Origin of the sequence: Rickettsia endosymbiont of Orchestes rusci (assembly GCF_964030945.1) — a bacterium.
Classification (GTDB): domain Bacteria; phylum Pseudomonadota; class Alphaproteobacteria; order Rickettsiales; family Rickettsiaceae; genus Rickettsia.
The window spans coordinates 266,867-284,781 of sequence record NZ_CAXIQG010000002.1; the positions used below are offsets into that span (position 1 = coordinate 266,867).

Below are 17,915 nucleotides of genomic sequence, written 5' to 3' on the forward strand. Positions count from 1 at the left end.
AATGGAGAAAGGCAAAAACAAAATGCCATTGTTATAACTTTAAAACATAACCTGAATATCATTGAAAAAAGACTTTCATTTTCGTTTATTGTCACATTAATTACTATTGTATTGTCATCTGTTGTTAGATTGTTGCCTATTATTATATCTATTATTGCCTCATATACAAATCGTGAGTACGGATATAGAAGCGTACAAACGACGACCATTATAACCAGTTGAAAGCGTACTCCATCATTTAGTATAATTACAGTGGACAGAGCAACAGCAAAAAAAAAGTGCCTAAAATAGTAATATGGATTTATATTACAAAAAAGGGCTATAATAAATTTAATTAATCTCATATAAGTATATTATTTTTGTAAAATAATACCAAGTACAGCGTCATCTCGATCGCTTGATACAAGCAAATTTTTCGACATTCGCCTGTACTCACGTACTCTAGTACGGTAGCTTAGCTCGTCTTTAAATTTATCTTGTCTGAAGCTTTCTGAATTTAGCTGTATAATAATGGTTCACGACTAAAAGGAGCGCGGCAATCCAGGCTTTTCATTGTCATGCTGAACTTGTTTCAGCATCTTTTTGTAATAGATCCTGAAATAAATTCAGGATGACTATTTTTTTCTGGATTCCCGCCTTCGCGGGAATGACATCGAAGGTGTGTTAACTTATCCACGCAACAATGCCACGCGGGAATGACATACGGCACTTTTTTAGAGCCATGCAACAAAGCCCCGCCTTCGGCCGGGAATGACATAGAACATGCTGACCTATCCACCCAATAATACCCTACAAATGGTATCGAAAAAGTTTTTTATTAATTACCCTTCAGGGGTAGCATCAGGGTTATCACCGGCTAAGTGTACCTCCACCTTCTCAGGATTTTCCGAAGTACCGCCACCGCCAAGTCCGGTTTTTTCTTTTGCAATTTGTACTGCTTTTTTATGATCGGAGGCATTAGGGTTAGCAATATGACTTACATGAATGCCTGTATTATTTTCAATAGATTGATCGGCAGCTTTACCTAATTTATCCGCTTCTTTGTCCAATTGCTTGGTACCTTTATCTATTTCATGCGCAAGTTGTTTTCCAAAATTTTTCATAACTTCCTCCCTAATTTATAGTTTATAATATCACTATAATATTTAACTTAATTGCAGGCAAGAATTTTTTAGAAAAAGTTGACCATTAATTTTTGTACGGATGAATTAAAGACTTTGAAAATAGAGTTTGGCATTAGACCGAAATAAATAATCAAAAAACATAAAGGAGCGATAGCGATTATTTCGTACGCATATAAATCTTTAAAACTTAGTATTTCTTTATTAGTTATTTCACCGAGCATTACTTCTTTGTAAAGTTTTAGCATATAAATTGCCCCAAGAATTACCCCAAGCGCCGCCGCAAAAGCAGCTATTATATTCACGTGATAGATACCGAGCAAACTTAAAAATTCTCCTATAAAACCGCTAGTACCCGGCAAACCGACAGAGCCAAGCATCGCAATCATGAAAAAAACGGCAAGCAACGGCATTTTACTTGCTACCCCGCCATAGAGAGCTATTTCTTTAGTATGGAGTCTTTCATATAAAGTGCCGACTATCAAAAATAAGCAAGAAGATATCACGCCGTGGCTAAGCATTTGAAACAAAGCCCCTTTAATTCCGGCTTCCGTAAAACTAAAGATACCTGCCGTGACATATCCCATATGAGCAACCGATGAATAGGCAATCATTTTCTTCATATCTTTCTGCGCTAAAGCAACGAGTGACGCGTATATTATTGCTAAAATACTCAAAGCCAGCACATAAACGGCAAATTCTTTGGAAGCTATGGGCAGCAAAGGCAGTAGCACCCGCAAAAAGCCGTACCCGCCGAGCTTTAACAGAATGCCCGCAAGTATTACCGAACCGGCAGTCGGTGCTTGAACGTGAGCGTCGGCAAGCCAAGTATGGAAAGGCAACATCGGAATCTTAACGGCAAAAGCTATAAAAATTGCCCACCATAAAATTTGCTGTGCAAATAACGGTAAATCGGTAAGCAAGCCGCCCAACTCTAATAAATTAAAACTATGAAATTTACTATAAATATAGATTAACGATAGCAGGAAAAATACCGAACCAAAGAAAGTGTACAGAAAGAATTTGAGCGCAGCGTAAACTCTATTTTCCCCTCCCCATACCCCGATAATAATATACATCGGGATTAATATTACCTCGAAAAAAAGATAAAATAATAATAAATTTATGGAAGTAAATGCACCGATACAAAACGATTCTATTAATAAAAAACATAATAAATATTCTTTTATATATTTTTTAACGGTAAATAAGCTAGCTATTATACAAATAAGCGTAAGAAAAGAGGTTAAAGCCACAAATAATATTGATATACCGTCAACGCCGACATGGAACTCAAGCCCGATTTTATCGATCCAACTATAGCGTTCAACAAATTGATAAGAGGAATTTTTTGAATCAAATTCTATTAATATATAAATGGTGGATATAAAAGTTAAAACAGAGCTAAGCACCGCTACATACATTGTATATATTTGCCTATTCGGCTTTTTGCTCTGACTAATAAATAATATGATATATAACGCACTTATCAGCGGCAGGAAAATACTAATTGATATAATCGGTAATTCTAACATTTGAAACTCTAAAATATTCTTTCAGTTAAGGGTATAACGCTTGTCATACCGTGGCCCCGCCCACTACTGTACGAACGTTGAAAAAAGGCTGTGTCATGCCGTGACTTAATCACGGCATCCAGGAAAATAAAGCCATATTAGACTTATTTTAGAATCTTTTTATGATATTATAAGCTGGATTCCGTGGTCGTAGCCACGGAATGACAGAATTTTTACCTCTTTATTTAAACGTTCGTACAGTAGTGGGCCCCGCCACGGTATCCAGTCTTGTCGTCATCCTGAATTTATTTCAGGATCTACTAAAAAGATGCGCAAAACTTGTTCAGCATGACTTTTTTTCTAGACCTAGTTAGCAAGCCACGGGGTGACAGTATTTTACCCAATCAACCACAAAAAATTTACTATAAAACCGGTAATGACGATAATAACAAATAACACTATATATAACGTATAATTAAAAACATAACCGGTTTGGGTTCTGCTTGCTAGAAAGCCAAAGCAGTTAACAATTTTTGCAAAGCCTCCGGGTCCGAAACGGTCAATTATTTTTTGATCGCTAAAATAGAATAAGCGACTAATTTGGGCAAGCGGTTTCACTATTACTAGATCATAAATTTCATCAAAATAATATTTATTTTGCAATATCTGCCGGATTAACCTGAAGGGTGTCATATTGTAACTTCGTCTGCTTTGTTGCATGGTTTTGGAAATATCTTCGATGTCATTCCCGCGAAGGCGGGAATCCAGGTTTTTTTTGTCATGCTGAACTTGTTTGGACATCTTTTTAATAGATCCTGAAATAAATTCAGGATGACTTTTTTGTATTTCCTGGATTCCCGCCTTCGCGGGAATGACATAGGAAGCGGAAATGACATCGGAAATTCGTGCCATGAAACCAAGCCTGCCTCGCCACGGAGTGACGGTTCTTAATTTGTAAAAACAAACACCTACAACAATCCCTATTATACCGACTATCATAGGTAGTAATTTAATATATAACGGTGGATGATTAATTAATAATTTGTAGATATGCAGATTAAATATACTTTCATGGAAATAGCCACCGGGCTTATCTATTGATAGCAAATAATAACCGATCATGCCGCAAAAAAAGCTACCCGCTACTAGTATTGTAAGGGGATTATTCATAACACTCGGCGGTTCATGCGCATGTTCAAAAATAGGAGGCGGTAATTTGGTTGTACCGTGAAATACTAATATAATAATTTTCATTGAATAAATTGCCGTCAAGATTGCGGCAATAATACCGAATACGAACATAAAGGAACCGGCACTATATGCCGAATCTAAAATTGAATCTTTAGAATAGAATCCGGCCAAAGGATAGATACCGATTAAAGCAAGCGAACCTATTAGAAAATTCCCGTAAGTAACCGGCATTTTATCTCGCAGTCCCCCCATCTTAAATATATCCTGCTCATGTACGGCATGGATTACGCTACCGGCCGATAAGAATAATAGCGCCTTAAAAAATGCATGCGTTACCAAATGAAATATGCCGCTATTATAGGCAGATACGCCGCATGCAAGGAACATATAACCGAGCTGGCTACATGTTGAGTAAGCAATAATTTTCTTGATATCGCTTTGCGCTATCGCAATGCTCGCTGCAAAAAGGCAGGTAATACCGCCGATAATAGTAATAAATTGTAAGATAGCAGGGCTATATTCAAACAAGTAAGAGCAGCGCGCTACTAAAAATACTCCCGCCGTTACCATAGTTGCCGCATGAATAAGCGCCGATACCGGCGTCGGTCCTTCCATTGCATCAGGCAGCCAGACATGCAAACCTATTTGCGCCGATTTACCCATACAACCGATGAATAACAGCAGGCATATAATATCTAACCTCGAAGGCTCAAAACCAAGTAAGAGAATTTTTACATTAGCTAGCCCTTTTGCGGCTAAAAATACATCTGTAAAATTTGCCGAACGACAGGAGAAAATAATGGCAATAATACCTAAGATAAAAGCAAAATCCCCTACCCTATTCACGATAAACGCTTTTATAGCCGCTTTATTTGCGCTATCTTTTTTATACCAAAACCCAATTAACAAATATGAGCAAAGACCGACTCCCTCCCAGCCGAAAAATAACTGCAGAAAATTATCGGCAGACACTAGCATCAGCATAAAAAAAGTGAACAACGAGAGAAATGAGAGAAACTTGGGAAGTCCTTTATCTTCTGCCATATAACCGAGCGAATAAACATGCACTACGCTAGATACGCACGTCACCACCAAAAACATAATAGCCGTGAGCTGATCGATATAAATTGCCCAATTTACCTTAAATTCGGCAACTTCAAACCACTTGCCTAAAGTGATATGTAATATATTTTGATTCAGTCCCGTATAATAAAATATGTATAACGAAAATAGTGCTGAAATAATTATAGCACTACTAGAAATTATAGACGCATATTTCTTGTTTATTACGAGGCATAACGCACCGTTGATAATAGCCGAAGCTAGGGGTAGCATCACAATCAATAAGGCAATAGTTCCCTGCATTTTATCCCTTCATCTGATTAACGTCCGCTACCTCAATTGAGCCTTTATTACGGAAATATACTAGTAATATAGCAAGCCCGATAGAAGTCTCGGCAGCTGCGATCGTCAAAATTATTATACTGAAAACCTGCCCCGACAATTCTTGCATATACACGGAAAATGCAATAAAATTTATATTTACCGCTAGCAGCATCAGCTCGATCGACATTAAAATAGTAATAATATTTTTGCGATGCATAAATAACCCTACCATACCGATAGTAAAAACTAAACAGCTTACGGTCAAATAATGTTGTAGTCCTATATAATTATTCATATGTATTATTGTGTATTATTGCTCGTAAATAAAGAATTGGTTTTAGTATTACTGTTTTCCTATTTTTTGATGTCATTCCGCATAGGTGCGGGCGTCAACTTAAAGGATCGTCATTGCAAGGAGGCAATGGGTTTGTTGCATGGATGGTTAAAAACGCCCTCGGTGTCATTCTAGCTAAAGGCGGGAATCCAGGCTTTTTTTGTTATACTGAACTTGTTTCAGTATCTTTTTAATAGATCCTGAAATAAATTCAGGATGACTTTTTTGTATTTCCTGGATTCCCGCTTCCGCGGGAACGACATAAATCATAACTCTTCATTCATATTTAATTCCTTCTATACCCTTATTTAAATCAGGGTTAGTCATTAATATAGCATTAGCTTTATTCTTACTATTTTGCTGAGATATATTTTGCCGCTTTACTCCTGAACGTTTTCGGAGCGTTAGCGTAATACACGATATCATCGCCACAAATAAAATAATACCGGCAATTTGAAACGGTAATATAAAATCGGTATAAAGCACCAGACCGATTGCCTCGGTATTGGTAATATTATTCGGTATAGCAAATAATTTATCGGAATTAAAATTAATATTTTTAGTGCCGAGCAAAATAATTACTATTAAATCGGTGAACATAACTAACGCCACCACGATACTTAAAAATAAATTTTCCTTTAGTTGTGAGATTGCGGTGCTTAAATGAATATCTAACATCATTATTACAAATAAAAACAATACCGCCACCGCGCCGACATAAATAATGATTAGCATCATCGCTAAAAACTCGGCACCTAGTAATATCATAAGCCCGGAACCGTTACAAAATGCAAAAATCAACCACAAAACCGAATAAACGGGATTTTTGCTTAAAACCACGCAAACACTGCTTATAGTAATGAGTGTAGCAAATAAATAAAAAAATATCGGCATATTGTAGATTCTTTCACTTAATATTTGTATTAAAATTTATAACCCTCGTTTCTTCCACCATTCGTCAGTACGAAATTCTGCAGGAATACGCTTGTCTTTTATATATTCCCCAATATCAGTTTCAATACCATATTCATCTAATATGTCAAAAAACTCATTTCTAAGTTCCTTAGGTAATTTAGTACCGCACCAAGGACAATAAGACATAGTGATAATATTAAAACTCCCTTTTATTTCAATATAATACTCTCTAAATACTGGGTCATACTTTATAGGGTCTCTAGACTCTGATAGAAATATTTTCATCTCTTTACAACTGTGTTCTTTCATTGCTTTCTCTTTCGTTATATTAATTTAACCTCAAAGGTTGATGACCTGTTACATCTTTACATGTTGTGATGTTATTGTTTATAGTAATATTTTATATGTCATTCCGTAGCTACGACGGCTTTGTTGCATGGCTCTAAAAAAAGTGCCGTATGTCATTCTCGCGCAGGCGGGAATCCAGGCTTTTTTTTGTCATGCTGAACAAGTTTTGCACATCTTTTGAGTATATCCTGAAATAAATTCAGGATGACTATAAGTATTTTCTAGATTCCCGCCTTTAACTAGAATGACATCGAAAATTTGAGCCACGCAACAACGCCGGCTTAACCACAATACAACCCTTATACTACCTATATTTATAATCCTGATGTAACTTAACAGCTAGTTCTTGCTCCCAAAGGTCACCGTTTCGTAGTAATCGCTCCTTATCATAAAGTAGCTCCGTATGAGTAAGAGTTGCAAATTCAAAATTAGGACCTTCGACTATCGCATCAACAGGGCAAGCCTCTTGACATAACCCACAATAAATGCATTTCGTCATATCGATATCGTAACGAGTAGTACGGCGGCTGCCGTCTTCGCGTTCGTCTGCTTCGATTATTATCGCTTGCGCCGGACAAATTGCTTCACAAAGCTTGCAGGCAATGCAACGCTCTTCACCGTTTTCATAACGCCGCAGCGCATGCTCACCTTTAAATCTTGGACTTACCGAACTTTTTTCGTAAGGATAATTAATTGTGACTTTCGGCTTAAACAAATATTTCAAAGTTAACGCCAATCCCGTTATTATCTCAAATAGAAAAAAGGATTTTAAATAGTTTATCATAAAAATTATGTATTTAATAAGTAGACGAAGTTTAATTTGGAAAAGAGCAAGGAGTCTATAAGGCGAGGAGCGGAGCGTATACCCTAATACGTGAACACCGCAGAACTTATTAGACGACGTAGCCAATTTTTCAAATTAAACGAGTATACTCGGTAAATTATCGGTATACATTAATATACTTGACATTAGTATAACCCAAAATAAAGTTAGCGGTAAAAATACTTTCCACCCTAAACGCATTAGCTGATCATAGCGATATCTAGGCAAAGTTGCCCTGATCCATAAGAAACAGAATAATAAAAATCCGACTTTTAAGACAAACCAAATAAATCCAGGCACGAAAGCCAACCATGATATATTAAAAGGCGGTAAATACCCTCCTAAAAAGAAAGTTGTAGTAATAGCACTCACTAATATCATATTAGCATATTCGCCTAAGAAAAATAAAGCAAATCCCATCGAAGAATATTCGACGTTGTAACCGGCTACTAGCTCCGACTCTGCTTCCGGCAGATCAAACGGCAATCTATTAGTTTCGGCTAGAACCGAGATAAAAAACACGACGCACATCGGTAATAACATCAAATCTATCCACCAAGGCAAGTTTTTTTGCGTTTCAATGATTTCGCTAAGATTTAAGCTACCGGTAGTTAAAAGCACGGTAACGATAACAAGTCCCATCGATACTTCATAAGAAATCATTTGTGCCGACGAGCGGATCGCGCCAAGAAAAGCATATTTTGAGTTACTCGCCCAGCCTGCTATAATAATTCCGTAAACGCTTAAGGAAGAAATCGCTAGAATATATAAAACGCCGACATTTATATCGGCAAGTACTAAGCCTTTATTAAAAGGTATTACCGCCCAGCCTATTAGGCTTAAGATAAAAGTAATCATCGGCGCAATAACAAATAGTATTTTATCGGCTTTAGTCGGAATAATAGGCTCTTTAAATAACAATTTAACCGCATCGGCTATAGGCTGTAATAGACCGAAAAGTCCAACGACATTCGGTCCTTTTCGTAGCTGCATTAGCCCGATTACTCGGCGCTCCGCATAAGTTAAATAAGCAACGCATAATATTAACGGGACAGTAATCGCAATTACTTTTAAAGCAATAATAATTAGCGGCCAAGCATATTCGTAAAAAAGTTCGGTCATAATAAAGGTATGTACTCCATTAATATGGAAGGTTGTCATACCGTGGCTTGACCACGGTATCCAGAAAAAACTTAGTAAAAAGACCGGATACCGTGGTCAAGCCACGGTATGACAATTCAAGCAAAAATAATATCATTGTACACATCATGCTATTTTCTCTCTTTCTTGCTTAGCCTGCACGCATTTCGCCATGGTAACCGAAGCCTTGCTAATTACGTCCGTCATATAATAATTAATCGGCGAATTAACTATCTCATCCTTCAACAACTTATCTTTAGAATTAAATTTTACAAATTTATTTTCTATAATTTTATTAATATTGGCAAATATCGGATATTCTGCTGCTAGCTTACTTCTTACTTCCTCTAAGTTATTTACGTTAAGTTCGATTTTTAGATGATCGGCTAAATTTTTAATAATTAGAAAATCTGCTTTAGCCTCGCCTACCGGTTGTACTGCTTGATTTGATATTTGCGGTCGACCTTCTAAATTGACGTAAATACCGCTTTTTTCAGTATAAGCACAGCCAGGGAAAATCACATCGGCATTTGTTGCGCCTAAATCTCCGTGATGACCGTGATACACAATAAAAGCTGATTTTAGTTTATCAAAATCAATTTCATCGGCTCCGAGCAGATAAACTAATTTTATTTGTTCTTGTTCTGCTTTAGCTAAAATTTCGTTACTAGTAACAGAGTTAAAACCGATATCAAACCCACCGACTATAGAGGCATGGTTATGAAGTATATTAAAACCGTTCCAATCTTCTCGCACAATATTATATTTATCGGTAATTTTATGTATAAGCGATAAAATAGCATAGCCGTCACTTCTTGAATATACCCCGTCGCCGATAATAATCATCGGATATTTTGCTTGGCTTAAATCTTTTGCAAATTCGTGGCTGCCATCGGCTAAATCTTTAATTATTTCTACGCTACTTCCTAGTTCCTGCACTTTATATGTTTGATCATGCCCCCCGCCGATCCTTGCAACTTTTAATGCACCTGATCGTTGCCGTTTACCGATACGACTATTTAATACCGGTGCTACCTGCCTTGGATTTGCACCTATTAATAAACATAAATCGCCTTTTTCTATACCGACTATGCTAGTGTTAAATAGATAATTCCCCCTACTTGAAGTGTCAATTTTATAATCAAACTGATTAACGTCGAAATTATTACAACCGATTTTTTGCAATAAAATTTTTAGGGTAAACATTGATTCCACACAAGCAAGAGGTCCGGCTATCGCGGCTATTTGATTTCCTTGCAGCGATGTTATTTTATCGGCTACGATCTTTAAAGCATCAAGCCAACTTGCTTCAATTAATTTGCCGTTTTTTCTGATATACGGACGATCTAAACGCTGATATTTTAAGCCGTCATAACTAAAGCGAATCTTATCCGAAATCCATTCTTCGTTAATTTCTTCATTGATTCGCGGTAATATCCTCATTACCTCGTTGTCTCTGCTATCAATACGGATGTTAGTACCTTCCGCATCAGATATCCCTATACCGTCGGTGTGTTTTAACTCCCAGCTACGAGCTTTAAAGGCATATGGCTTAGAGTTTAAAGCACCGACCGGACAGATATCGATCATATTACCGGAAATTTCAGAATCTAAACTTCGCTCTAAATACGAGGTTACCTCCATATGCTCACCTCTATATATAGCACCCATTTCCTCTATTCCGGCTATATCGTTGGCAAATCTAATGCATCTAGTGCATTGTATGCATCTAGTCATTGCCGTTTTAATGAGCGGCCCCATATATTTATCTTTAACGGTTCTTTTATTTTCATGGAATTTGTTACTAGCTTTGCCGTATTTAAAAGCCTGATCCTGCAAATCACACTCTCCGCCTTGGTCACAAATAGGACAATCTAAAGGGTGATTGATCAATAAAAACTCCATCACCCCTTCGCGTGCTTTCTTAACCATAGGCGTATCGGTATGAATTACCATATCGTTACCTGCCGGCATGGCACATGAAGCGATGGGCTTCGGCGATTTATCCATCTCGACCAAACACATACGGCAATTACCGGCAATTTTCAGCCTCTCATGATAACAAAAATGCGGGATTTCTATACCGGCTTTTGTACATGCCTGAAAAACTGTACTACCTTCTGTTACTTCCACCTCCTGCCCGTTTACGGTAAGTTTTATCATTCTTTATACTATTAATCTTATACTAATTTTAGAGGTCATTCATGCACCCCTTTATGTCATTCCTAGCTGCGGCGGGCGTTGTTGCATGGCTACCGGAATCGTCATTGCGAGGAGGCATTTATGCCGACGCGGCAATCCAGGCTTTTTTTGTCATGCTGAACAAGTTTTGCGCATCTTTTTAGTAGATCATGAAATAAATTCAGGATGACTATAAGTATTTTCTAGATTCCCGCTTTCGCAGGAATGACATCGGAAATTTGAGCCATGCAACAACGCCTGTCCCTCCTCGCAATGACGTTTAGGGTATCCACGCAGGCAATGCCCGCCGCAGCTAGGAATGGCATCTCGCCTCAATTATTAAATCCAAAATGTCATAGGATTCGGATGCGCTTGATCGTTTAATAAATATTTAAAACCGACGGCAATGCGCAGCAAAAACCAAGCGGCTACAACAAAATATAACACTAATCCGATAACAATCAGTATAGTAATCGTCGACACAATATAACCGATACATCCAAGCCAAAAAGTACGAAATAAAAATATATAATGACTTGATAAAAATCTATCGCTAACATCTTTATTAACATAGGCAAAAAATGCACCGACTACCGGTAATAAAGGAGCAACGATCCCACATAAATATAAGATATATAATATAATTAAGTTTTTCTTACCCGCTTGGGTGTATTCTTTTATTTGTTTATCCATAATACTACTCGTAAATGAAAAGTTGGGTTGTTTTTCTGTTTTTTAGGCTTTGTTGCATGGCTCTAAAAAAGTGCCGTATGTCATTCTAGCTAAAAGCGGGAATCTAGAAAAATTATAGTCATCCTGAATTTATTTCAGGATCTGTTGAATTAGATTGAAACAAGTTCAGCATGACAAAAGAAAAGTCTGGACTCCCGCCTTTAGCTAGAATGACATCGAAAATTCGAGTCATGCAACAACGCCCCGTTTTCACGGGAATGACATCGAACACGCTTTAACTTATCCACACAACAATGCCGGTCAAGCCACGGGGTGACAATATAACAACGTCAAACCGCATTCTTTAAATTCTGCACTACTAAATGCATTATACTACCGTGTTTTATATAATTTATCTCATTATCCGTAAATATTTGCAATATTAAATCACAAGTTTCTACCTTACCGCTTTGTTTTTTTATCACACATTTAAGTTTTTGATAAGGTTTTATTTGATCATTTAATCCTTCAATATTAACAAATTCCGATCCATCGAGCTGCAAGTCTTTTCTAGTCATACCATTTGTAAAAATAAGCGGTAAGACTCCCATTCCTACCAAATTCGATCGATGAATTCTTTCAAAGCTTTCGGCAATCACGGCTTTCACGCCCAGCAGCTGCGGTCCTTTTGCCGCCCAATCTCTTGACGAACCGCTACCATACTCTTTTCCGGCAAAAATTACTAACGGAATATTACGCGTTTTATAATTCATTGCCGCCTCGTAAATACTTACTTGCCGATTATTCAACTGATCTACAGTAACGCCTCCTTCAACTCCACCGCATATTTCGTTTTTTATACGAATATTGGCGAATGTCCCACGCATCATTACTTCATGATTACCGCGACGCGATCCGTAAGAATTGAAATCTGCAATATCTATATTATGGTCCGTTAAATATTTAGCCGCAGGGCTTGATTTGCTGATATTTCCTGCCGGTGAAATATGATCGGTAGTAATAAAATCACCGAAAATAGCAAGTATTCGCACCGATATTATGTTCTGCACTCCTTCTAGCTTATTTTCAAAATAAGGCGGGTTTTTTATATAAGTACTATCTTTACGCCAATTATAAGTAGCCGTGTTGCTAATTTTCAGCTCTTGCCATTCTTTAGTCCCCATAAATATATCAGAATATTTATCTATAAACATAGAAGATTTAATTGAGCTTTCAATTACCTGGTTTATTTCTTGTTTTGTCGGCCAAATATCCTTTAAATAAATATCTTTTCCTTTATCATTTTGCCCTATGGGCTGATTAGTAAGGTCGACATTAATAGTACCGGCTAATGCATATGCTACAACCAATAAGGGAGATGCAAGATAACTGGCTCTAGTAGAAGGGTTTATTCTACCCTCAAAATTTCTATTACCGGAGAGAACCGAGGCAACAACCAGCTGATTTTTATTAATAACTTCTTCTATTTCCGGCATAAGCGGTCCCGAATTACCTATACAGGTAGTGCAGCCGTAACCCACTAACTCAAACCCTAATTTATTCAGATATTCATCAAGACCGCTAGCTTTAAGATATTCCGTTACTACTTTTGAACCCGGAGCAAAAGAGGTTTTTACCCACGGTTTTGTAACCAGCCCCAGCTCAAGCGCTTTTTTCGCAAGCAATCCGGCTCCTATCATCACATCGGGATTTGAGGTATTAGTACAGCTAGTAATCGCCGCAATTACTACGTCACCGTTTCCAAGCTTATAGCCTTTATTATTAACCGAATATTTTTTATCGATATCTGCTTCATTTAAAGCAAGAGAGGGCAATGCCTGTTTGAAGCTATTTGCCGTATCTTCTAAATTAACTCTATCATGCGGACGCTTCGGTCCCGCTAAAGAAGAAGTTACTTGATTTAAATTTAGTTCTAAAATATCGGTATATTCCGGCGCATCGTCATGGCTATACCATAAATTTTGTGCTTTAGCATATTGTTTTACTAATTTAATATGTGCGGAAGGTCTACCGGTTAGCTCCAAATATTTTATAGTTTCGTTATCGATCGGGAAAAAACCGCAAGTAGCACCGTATTCAGGTGCCATATTAGCAATAGTTGCTCTATCGGCAAGCGACAGAAATTCAAGTCCCTCCCCGTAAAACTCAACAAATTTTCCGACGACTTTTTTCTTCCTAAGTAACTCGGTCACCGTTAAAACAAGGTCGGTAGCAGTAGCCGTACCGCTTAAAGTACCACTTAATTTAACACCTATTACTTCCGGTAAAATCATAGACAAAGATTGCCCCAGCATTGCCGCTTCCGCTTCAATTCCACCGACTCCCCAACCCAGAACGGCAAGACCGTTAACCATCGGGGTATGGCTATCCGTGCCGACTAATGTGTCGGGATAAGCGATATTTACACCGTTTTCTTCTTTTGCCCATATTACTTTTGCGAGATACTCTAAATTTACTTGGTGACAAATTCCGGTACCAGGAGGTACTACTCTAAAATTATTAAATGCTTGCTGCCCCCATTTTAAAAATTCATAACGCTCTAAATTACGCTTCATCTCCATTTGTACATTTTTATTAAATGAATCTTTAGAACCGTAATAATCAACACTTACCGAGTGATCTATAACAATATCTACCGGAATAAGCGGGTTAATCTTTATAGGGTCTCCGCCTAGTTTTTGCATAGCATCCCGCATGGCAGCCAAATCAACGATGGCCGGCACGCCGGTAAAATCTTGCATTAAAACCCTTGTCGGCATAAAAGCTATTTCTGCCGTTGATTTTTTATTTATCAACCATTCTTTAAAAACAAGCAGATTTTGCTCGCGTCCTCCTGTACGCAATATATTTTCAAATAACACCCTTAAACTAAAAGGAAGTTTCTTAAGAGGAAGATTAATGTCGCTTGCAGCTTTATTGATATCAAATATTTTATATGAAATGCCGTTTACTGATAATTCCTTAATATATTTTGAATTATTGACTTTAGTAATCTTGCCCTCGAATTAAATCACTTTAATTAGCTTACTTGAAAAAACGAATATTTTAAATGATTTAATTTGTTTAACCCCAAATTTACTAATTTTATTTTTCCTTGTATTAATGTTATTAGTTGTTGTATAATAATCAATAACATTAATTTTAAATTATGAGTAATATTATGAAAACACTTAGTATTAGCTTACAAGAAACTTTATATGATCAATTAAAACACTCCGTCCCTTCTAAAAAAATTAGTAAATTCGTAAGTCTAGCTATTACTAAAGCATTAGAAAAAGACGAGCAAATCCTTATAGAAGATTATACAAAAGCAGAACAAGATGAAGAACGCCAAAAACTTTTAACTGAATGGGATGCTATAGTAGATGATTTTGATCCGAAATAAAGAAGTTAATAGAGGCGATGTTTATTGGGTAACTCTTGATCCGACTATTGGTACTGAAATTAATAAAACAAGACCGGCAATAGTTATCTCTAATAACACTCAAAACAAGATATCAAGTAGAATAGTAGTTATTCCTATCACTTCAAATACCAATAATCTTTATCATTTTGAAGCAAAAATAACAATAAATAATAAAGAAGCAAAAGCATTAACTGATCAAATTAGGACTATAGATAAAATTAGACTAGGTAGCTTTATTGCTAGATTAAATAGAGCTTAGATTATAGAAGTTGAAAAAGCTCTTAGAATTGCCTTAAGTTTAAGCTAAACCATATAATTCATAAATATATTAATGCTCTCATTTCATCAGCTAATATTTAATATAGAGCAAAGAAATTTGTTCAATTTGAGCATTACCTTTTTACCCTCTTCTATTATTTGCGTGCAAGGAGCAAACGGCTCCGGAAAAACTTCTCTTCTTAAAATGATTGCAAATATTATGCAGCCGACTAACGGGAATATTTATTATAAGAATGTAAATTGCAGCCTTATAGAAAAACCTTACTGCAACTATATAGGTCATAATTTAGGTTTAAAAGCTGAAATGACTGTTTTTGATAATCTTAAATTTTGGTCGGAAATTTATAACTCACCTGAAACACTTGAGGCAGCAATACATTATTTTAAATTATATGAGTTGTTAAATGAGAAATGCTATAAACTCTCTAAAGGCATGCAGAAGACAGTGGCGTTAGCAAGGCTTATTGCTTGTCAATCGGATTTATGGTTATTGGATGAAGTAGAGACTCACTTAAGCAAAGAGAACCGAGATTTATTAAATAATTTGATTGTTATGAAAGCAAATAGCGGCGGGATCATTCTTTTAACGTCACACACGGAAACGACAATTAAATCTGCACAAATATTGAATCTTGAAGAATATAATGCTTATTGTCACCCCGTGGCCTGAACAAGCGTTGTTGGTGTCATTCCCGCGTAGGCGGGAATCCATTCTTGTCATGCTGAACTTGTTTCAGCATCTCTTGTAGTATATCCTGAAATAAATTCAGGATGACTTAAAAGTATTTTTTCTAGATTCCCGCCTTTAGCTAGAATGACATACGGCACTTTTCTAGAGCCATGCAACAAACCCAATAGATGCTGAAACAAGTTCAGCATGACAAGGTGAGAAAGTCTGGATTCCCGCTTTTGCGGGAATGACATAGAACATGCTTTAACCTATCCACGCAATAACACCTTAGCTATTATTATTTTTTCTTTTGCACATTTTCAGCTGCATGATGTACATTCTCGGCAACATTTTTATTTACGGCTTCTAATATTTTTGCAGAAGATTCATAAGCAATATTTGCTAGTTCTTTTGCATTATTTATAGATGTTTCATAAACTGATTTTAAACATTGTTGATGACAATCCGCTGCTTGTTTAATATCTCCGGAATTCATTGCTTCTTTAGTAGAATTCACAATATTATTAACGTTACTTTGTAAAATCTCGGAATTTTTTTTAATTAGCGTCTGCATGCTTTCAATAGCTATTTGGTTGGTCGTCGTAAAAATATTCATAGATCTTTGTATAGTCCCTGTAACAGACGAAAGATCGACATTAGGTATATTTTTTATGGAACTCATATAAGCCTCCGGATTCATATAAGATTTCATCATATCCAAAAATTGTGTATTATTTAACATTGCCTTTCTCCTAAAAATATTGTTTTACTTTATACATAAGTATTAATAAAGAATTTTAGCCTACAAGATTTACGTTAAGCAAACATAAACCGTATAAATTTATGCTAACATTTATAAAAATACGAGTCAATAACAGTTAGACTTTTATTAGACATAAAAATTTATAATTTAGTAAAATTTATTATTTTATGTTAAAATGGTAAATTACCAAATTATTGAAGATTTAATAATGCTACTGGATATTCAAACTAAAGAGCTAATAGACAAATGGCAGAAATATCTTAAATTACAAAAAAATTATTCTGATCATACTATAATTGCCTATAGTAACGACCTTAAACACTTTCTTGAATTTATGAATTACTATAATTCGGAATTAGTAACTATTAATCGTATACAAGAGGCAGATATAAGGTTTATACGAAGTTGGTTATCAAAAAGGCAGTGTGATAATTTTGTCGCTTCTTCTATTGCTAGGGGCTTATCTGCCGTAAAAAATTTTTATAAATTTTTAGAAAAGACAATTCATATAAATTGTCATATTATTTTTTCCGTTAAAAATCCTAAAAAAAATAAATTATTACCTAAAGCTTTATCACAAGACGATACTATTATATCACTTGAACATATTAATGAATTTACTAATATTGAGTGGTTGGAACTTAGAAATAAGGCACTTCTTATTCTTATTTATGCTTCAGGTTTAAGAATTTCCGAAGCATTATCTATTACTAAAATTCACCTGCAAAATTTAGATTTTATTAAGATAGTAGGCAAAGGCAATAAAGAAAGAGTTATTCCATGGTTACCCATGGTTCGCAGCTTAATTGAAGAATATTTAAAATTATTACCTTATGAGTTACATGATCAGGAATCAATATTTAGAGGAAAACAAGGCAAAAAATTGCAACCTCCTGTTTTTAATCGCGAACTTATTAAATTGAGACGTTTTTACGGTCTACCGGAATATTTAACGGCGCACTCATTTAGACACAGCTTTGCGTCTCATTTACTTGAAAACGGTGCTGATTTGCGCTCTATTCAAGAATTGTTGGGACATAAAAGCTTATCTACTACCCAAAGTTATACTAAAACGAATATTAAGCATTTAGAAGCGGTATATAACGTTTCCCATCCTATTAAAAAAGAAAAATATCTTAAATTAACATAAA

24 protein-coding genes and 1 pseudogene are annotated in these 17,915 nt (G+C 36.0%); 6 read left to right on the forward strand and 19 right to left on the reverse strand.

Annotated elements, in window-relative coordinates:
* Positions 1-353: 353 nt before the first annotated feature.
* The 4 genes and pseudogenes from AAHM91_RS02890 to AAHM91_RS02905 all read right to left on the reverse strand — a co-directional run.
* A pseudogene (locus AAHM91_RS02890) lies at positions 354-506 on the reverse strand (palindromic element RPE3 domain-containing protein); the annotation flags it as partial.
* 65 nt (positions 507-571) lie between these two features.
* On the reverse strand, positions 572-757 hold the full coding sequence (locus tag AAHM91_RS02895) for a hypothetical protein (RefSeq protein WP_342269803.1): 186 nt from the start codon (positions 755-757) through the stop codon (positions 572-574).
* Positions 758-821: 64 nt separating this feature from the next.
* Positions 822-1,103: a hypothetical protein gene (locus tag AAHM91_RS02900; protein WP_341793131.1), complete on the reverse strand. Its 282-nt coding sequence runs from the start codon at positions 1,101-1,103 to the stop codon at positions 822-824.
* 68 nt (positions 1,104-1,171) lie between these two features.
* A complete protein-coding gene (locus AAHM91_RS02905) occupies positions 1,172-2,656 on the reverse strand; it encodes an NADH-quinone oxidoreductase subunit M (protein ID WP_341793132.1) in 1,485 nt (494 codons plus the stop codon).
* Between the two features lie 200 nt (positions 2,657-2,856).
* On the opposite strand from AAHM91_RS02905, the gene AAHM91_RS02910 reads away from it, so the two are divergent.
* Positions 2,857-3,009: a hypothetical protein gene (locus tag AAHM91_RS02910; RefSeq protein ID WP_342269804.1), complete on the forward strand. Its 153-nt coding sequence runs from the start codon at positions 2,857-2,859 to the stop codon at positions 3,007-3,009.
* A 22-nt stretch (positions 3,010-3,031) separates the two neighbouring features.
* On the opposite strand, the gene nuoL is transcribed toward AAHM91_RS02910, so the two are convergent.
* From nuoL to nuoG, 9 genes are all read right to left on the reverse strand, one after another.
* Positions 3,032-5,191, reverse strand: a complete 2,160-nt coding sequence (nuoL, locus tag AAHM91_RS02920) for an NADH-quinone oxidoreductase subunit L (RefSeq protein WP_458693706.1) — start codon at positions 5,189-5,191, stop codon at positions 3,032-3,034.
* A 1-nt stretch (position 5,192) separates the two neighbouring features.
* Positions 5,193-5,507: an NADH-quinone oxidoreductase subunit NuoK gene (gene nuoK / locus AAHM91_RS02925; protein WP_253308449.1), complete on the reverse strand. Its 315-nt coding sequence runs from the start codon at positions 5,505-5,507 to the stop codon at positions 5,193-5,195.
* Between the two features lie 174 nt (positions 5,508-5,681).
* Positions 5,682-5,816: a hypothetical protein gene (locus tag AAHM91_RS02930; RefSeq protein ID WP_342269805.1), complete on the reverse strand. Its 135-nt coding sequence runs from the start codon at positions 5,814-5,816 to the stop codon at positions 5,682-5,684.
* 6 nt (positions 5,817-5,822) lie between these two features.
* On the reverse strand, positions 5,823-6,440 hold the full coding sequence (locus tag AAHM91_RS02935) for an NADH-quinone oxidoreductase subunit J (protein ID WP_253308448.1): 618 nt from the start codon (positions 6,438-6,440) through the stop codon (positions 5,823-5,825).
* Between the two features lie 36 nt (positions 6,441-6,476).
* Positions 6,477-6,770, reverse strand: coding sequence for a DUF6980 family protein (locus AAHM91_RS02940; protein ID WP_342269806.1), 294 nt, complete (start codon positions 6,768-6,770; stop codon positions 6,477-6,479).
* 343 nt (positions 6,771-7,113) lie between these two features.
* On the reverse strand, positions 7,114-7,593 hold the full coding sequence (gene nuoI, locus AAHM91_RS02945; RefSeq protein WP_253308446.1) for an NADH-quinone oxidoreductase subunit NuoI: 480 nt from the start codon (positions 7,591-7,593) through the stop codon (positions 7,114-7,116).
* Between the two features lie 135 nt (positions 7,594-7,728).
* Positions 7,729-8,754: an NADH-quinone oxidoreductase subunit NuoH gene (gene nuoH / locus AAHM91_RS02955; RefSeq protein WP_342269807.1), complete on the reverse strand. Its 1,026-nt coding sequence runs from the start codon at positions 8,752-8,754 to the stop codon at positions 7,729-7,731.
* A gap of 19 nt (positions 8,755-8,773) precedes the next feature.
* Positions 8,774-8,902 carry a palindromic element RPE4 domain-containing protein gene (locus AAHM91_RS02960; RefSeq protein ID WP_342257095.1) on the reverse strand — a complete coding sequence of 43 codons (129 nt, stop codon included), beginning with the start codon at positions 8,900-8,902 and terminating at the stop codon, positions 8,774-8,776.
* Positions 8,899-10,935: an NADH-quinone oxidoreductase subunit NuoG gene (gene nuoG, locus AAHM91_RS02965; RefSeq protein WP_342269808.1), complete on the reverse strand. Its 2,037-nt coding sequence runs from the start codon at positions 10,933-10,935 to the stop codon at positions 8,899-8,901. The genes AAHM91_RS02960 and nuoG overlap by 4 nt, the downstream gene beginning before the upstream one ends.
* A gap of 85 nt (positions 10,936-11,020) precedes the next feature.
* Here nuoG and AAHM91_RS02970 point away from each other — a divergent pair, with 85 nt between their 5' ends.
* Positions 11,021-11,143 (forward strand): hypothetical protein, encoded by a 123-nt coding sequence (locus AAHM91_RS02970; protein ID WP_342269809.1) that lies wholly within the window; start codon positions 11,021-11,023, stop codon positions 11,141-11,143.
* Between the two features lie 13 nt (positions 11,144-11,156).
* Here the strand turns inward: AAHM91_RS02970 and AAHM91_RS02975 are convergent, their stop codons facing one another.
* The 4 genes from AAHM91_RS02975 to acnA form a co-directional block, all read right to left on the reverse strand.
* Positions 11,157-11,279, reverse strand: coding sequence for a hypothetical protein (locus AAHM91_RS02975; protein ID WP_342269810.1), 123 nt, complete (start codon positions 11,277-11,279; stop codon positions 11,157-11,159).
* A 13-nt stretch (positions 11,280-11,292) separates the two neighbouring features.
* Positions 11,293-11,646: a DUF4870 family protein gene (locus AAHM91_RS02980; protein WP_342269811.1), complete on the reverse strand. Its 354-nt coding sequence runs from the start codon at positions 11,644-11,646 to the stop codon at positions 11,293-11,295.
* A 118-nt stretch (positions 11,647-11,764) separates the two neighbouring features.
* Positions 11,765-11,917 (reverse strand): hypothetical protein, encoded by a 153-nt coding sequence (locus AAHM91_RS02985; protein ID WP_342269812.1) that lies wholly within the window; start codon positions 11,915-11,917, stop codon positions 11,765-11,767.
* A 58-nt stretch (positions 11,918-11,975) separates the two neighbouring features.
* Positions 11,976-14,639 carry an aconitate hydratase AcnA gene (acnA, locus tag AAHM91_RS02990; RefSeq protein WP_342269835.1) on the reverse strand — a complete coding sequence of 888 codons (2,664 nt, stop codon included), beginning with the start codon at positions 14,637-14,639 and terminating at the stop codon, positions 11,976-11,978.
* A gap of 167 nt (positions 14,640-14,806) precedes the next feature.
* Here acnA and AAHM91_RS02995 point away from each other — a divergent pair, with 167 nt between their 5' ends.
* The 3 genes from AAHM91_RS02995 to ccmA all read left to right on the forward strand — a co-directional run bounded on the left by AAHM91_RS02995 (position 14,807) and on the right by ccmA (position 16,001).
* Positions 14,807-15,031, forward strand: a complete 225-nt coding sequence (locus tag AAHM91_RS02995) for a hypothetical protein (protein WP_342269813.1) — start codon at positions 14,807-14,809, stop codon at positions 15,029-15,031.
* Positions 15,018-15,311: a type II toxin-antitoxin system PemK/MazF family toxin gene (locus AAHM91_RS03000; protein ID WP_342269814.1), complete on the forward strand. Its 294-nt coding sequence runs from the start codon at positions 15,018-15,020 to the stop codon at positions 15,309-15,311. The genes AAHM91_RS02995 and AAHM91_RS03000 overlap by 14 nt, the downstream gene beginning before the upstream one ends.
* Before the next feature lie 66 nt (positions 15,312-15,377).
* Positions 15,378-16,001 (forward strand): heme ABC exporter ATP-binding protein CcmA, encoded by a 624-nt coding sequence (gene ccmA / locus AAHM91_RS03005; protein WP_341794192.1) that lies wholly within the window; start codon positions 15,378-15,380, stop codon positions 15,999-16,001.
* Between the two features lie 47 nt (positions 16,002-16,048).
* On the opposite strand, the gene AAHM91_RS03010 is transcribed toward ccmA, so the two are convergent.
* Both AAHM91_RS03010 and AAHM91_RS03015 read right to left on the reverse strand, forming a co-directional pair.
* Complete coding sequence (locus AAHM91_RS03010; RefSeq protein ID WP_342269815.1) at positions 16,049-16,255, reverse strand: hypothetical protein; 207 nt, start codon at positions 16,253-16,255, stop codon at positions 16,049-16,051.
* 44 nt (positions 16,256-16,299) lie between these two features.
* Positions 16,300-16,743: a phasin family protein gene (locus AAHM91_RS03015; RefSeq protein ID WP_342269816.1), complete on the reverse strand. Its 444-nt coding sequence runs from the start codon at positions 16,741-16,743 to the stop codon at positions 16,300-16,302.
* A 229-nt stretch (positions 16,744-16,972) separates the two neighbouring features.
* Here AAHM91_RS03015 and AAHM91_RS03020 point away from each other — a divergent pair, with 229 nt between their 5' ends.
* The gene (locus tag AAHM91_RS03020) at positions 16,973-17,914 is read left to right on the forward strand and encodes a tyrosine recombinase XerC (protein WP_342269836.1); all 942 of its coding nucleotides are present in this window, start codon (positions 16,973-16,975) and stop codon (positions 17,912-17,914) included.
* Position 17,915 lies beyond the last annotated feature (1 nt).

Bases quoted from the DNA above. Each gene is read 5' to 3' on its own strand.
- AAHM91_RS02895 (WP_342269803.1), bottom strand. From the start codon at position 757: ATGTCATTCCCGGCCGAAGGCGGGGCTTTGTTGCATGGCTCTAAAAAA.
- AAHM91_RS02900 (WP_341793131.1), bottom strand. From the start codon at position 1,103: ATGAAAAATTTTGGAAAACAACTTGCGCATGAAATAGATAAAGGTACC.
- AAHM91_RS02905 (WP_341793132.1), bottom strand. From the start codon at position 2,656: ATGTTAGAATTACCGATTATATCAATTAGTATTTTCCTGCCGCTGATA.
- AAHM91_RS02910 (WP_342269804.1), top strand. From the start codon at position 2,857: ATGACAGAATTTTTACCTCTTTATTTAAACGTTCGTACAGTAGTGGGC.
- nuoL (WP_458693706.1), bottom strand. From the start codon at position 5,191: ATGCAGGGAACTATTGCCTTATTGATTGTGATGCTACCCCTAGCTTCG.
- nuoK (WP_253308449.1), bottom strand. From the start codon at position 5,507: ATGAATAATTATATAGGACTACAACATTATTTGACCGTAAGCTGTTTA.
- AAHM91_RS02930 (WP_342269805.1), bottom strand. From the start codon at position 5,816: ATGATTTATGTCGTTCCCGCGGAAGCGGGAATCCAGGAAATACAAAAA.
- AAHM91_RS02935 (WP_253308448.1), bottom strand. From the start codon at position 6,440: ATGCCGATATTTTTTTATTTATTTGCTACACTCATTACTATAAGCAGT.
- AAHM91_RS02940 (WP_342269806.1), bottom strand. From the start codon at position 6,770: ATGAAAGAACACAGTTGTAAAGAGATGAAAATATTTCTATCAGAGTCT.
- nuoI (WP_253308446.1), bottom strand. From the start codon at position 7,593: ATGATAAACTATTTAAAATCCTTTTTTCTATTTGAGATAATAACGGGA.
- nuoH (WP_342269807.1), bottom strand. From the start codon at position 8,754: ATGACCGAACTTTTTTACGAATATGCTTGGCCGCTAATTATTATTGCT.
- AAHM91_RS02960 (WP_342257095.1), bottom strand. From the start codon at position 8,902: ATGATGTGTACAATGATATTATTTTTGCTTGAATTGTCATACCGTGGC.
- nuoG (WP_342269808.1), bottom strand. From the start codon at position 10,935: ATGATAAAACTTACCGTAAACGGGCAGGAGGTGGAAGTAACAGAAGGT.
- AAHM91_RS02970 (WP_342269809.1), top strand. From the start codon at position 11,021: ATGGCTACCGGAATCGTCATTGCGAGGAGGCATTTATGCCGACGCGGC.
- AAHM91_RS02975 (WP_342269810.1), bottom strand. From the start codon at position 11,279: ATGCCATTCCTAGCTGCGGCGGGCATTGCCTGCGTGGATACCCTAAAC.
- AAHM91_RS02980 (WP_342269811.1), bottom strand. From the start codon at position 11,646: ATGGATAAACAAATAAAAGAATACACCCAAGCGGGTAAGAAAAACTTA.
- AAHM91_RS02995 (WP_342269813.1), top strand. From the start codon at position 14,807: ATGAAAACACTTAGTATTAGCTTACAAGAAACTTTATATGATCAATTA.
- AAHM91_RS03010 (WP_342269815.1), bottom strand. From the start codon at position 16,255: ATGTCATTCCCGCAAAAGCGGGAATCCAGACTTTCTCACCTTGTCATG.
- AAHM91_RS03015 (WP_342269816.1), bottom strand. From the start codon at position 16,743: ATGTTAAATAATACACAATTTTTGGATATGATGAAATCTTATATGAAT.
- AAHM91_RS03020 (WP_342269836.1), top strand. From the start codon at position 16,973: ATGCTACTGGATATTCAAACTAAAGAGCTAATAGACAAATGGCAGAAA.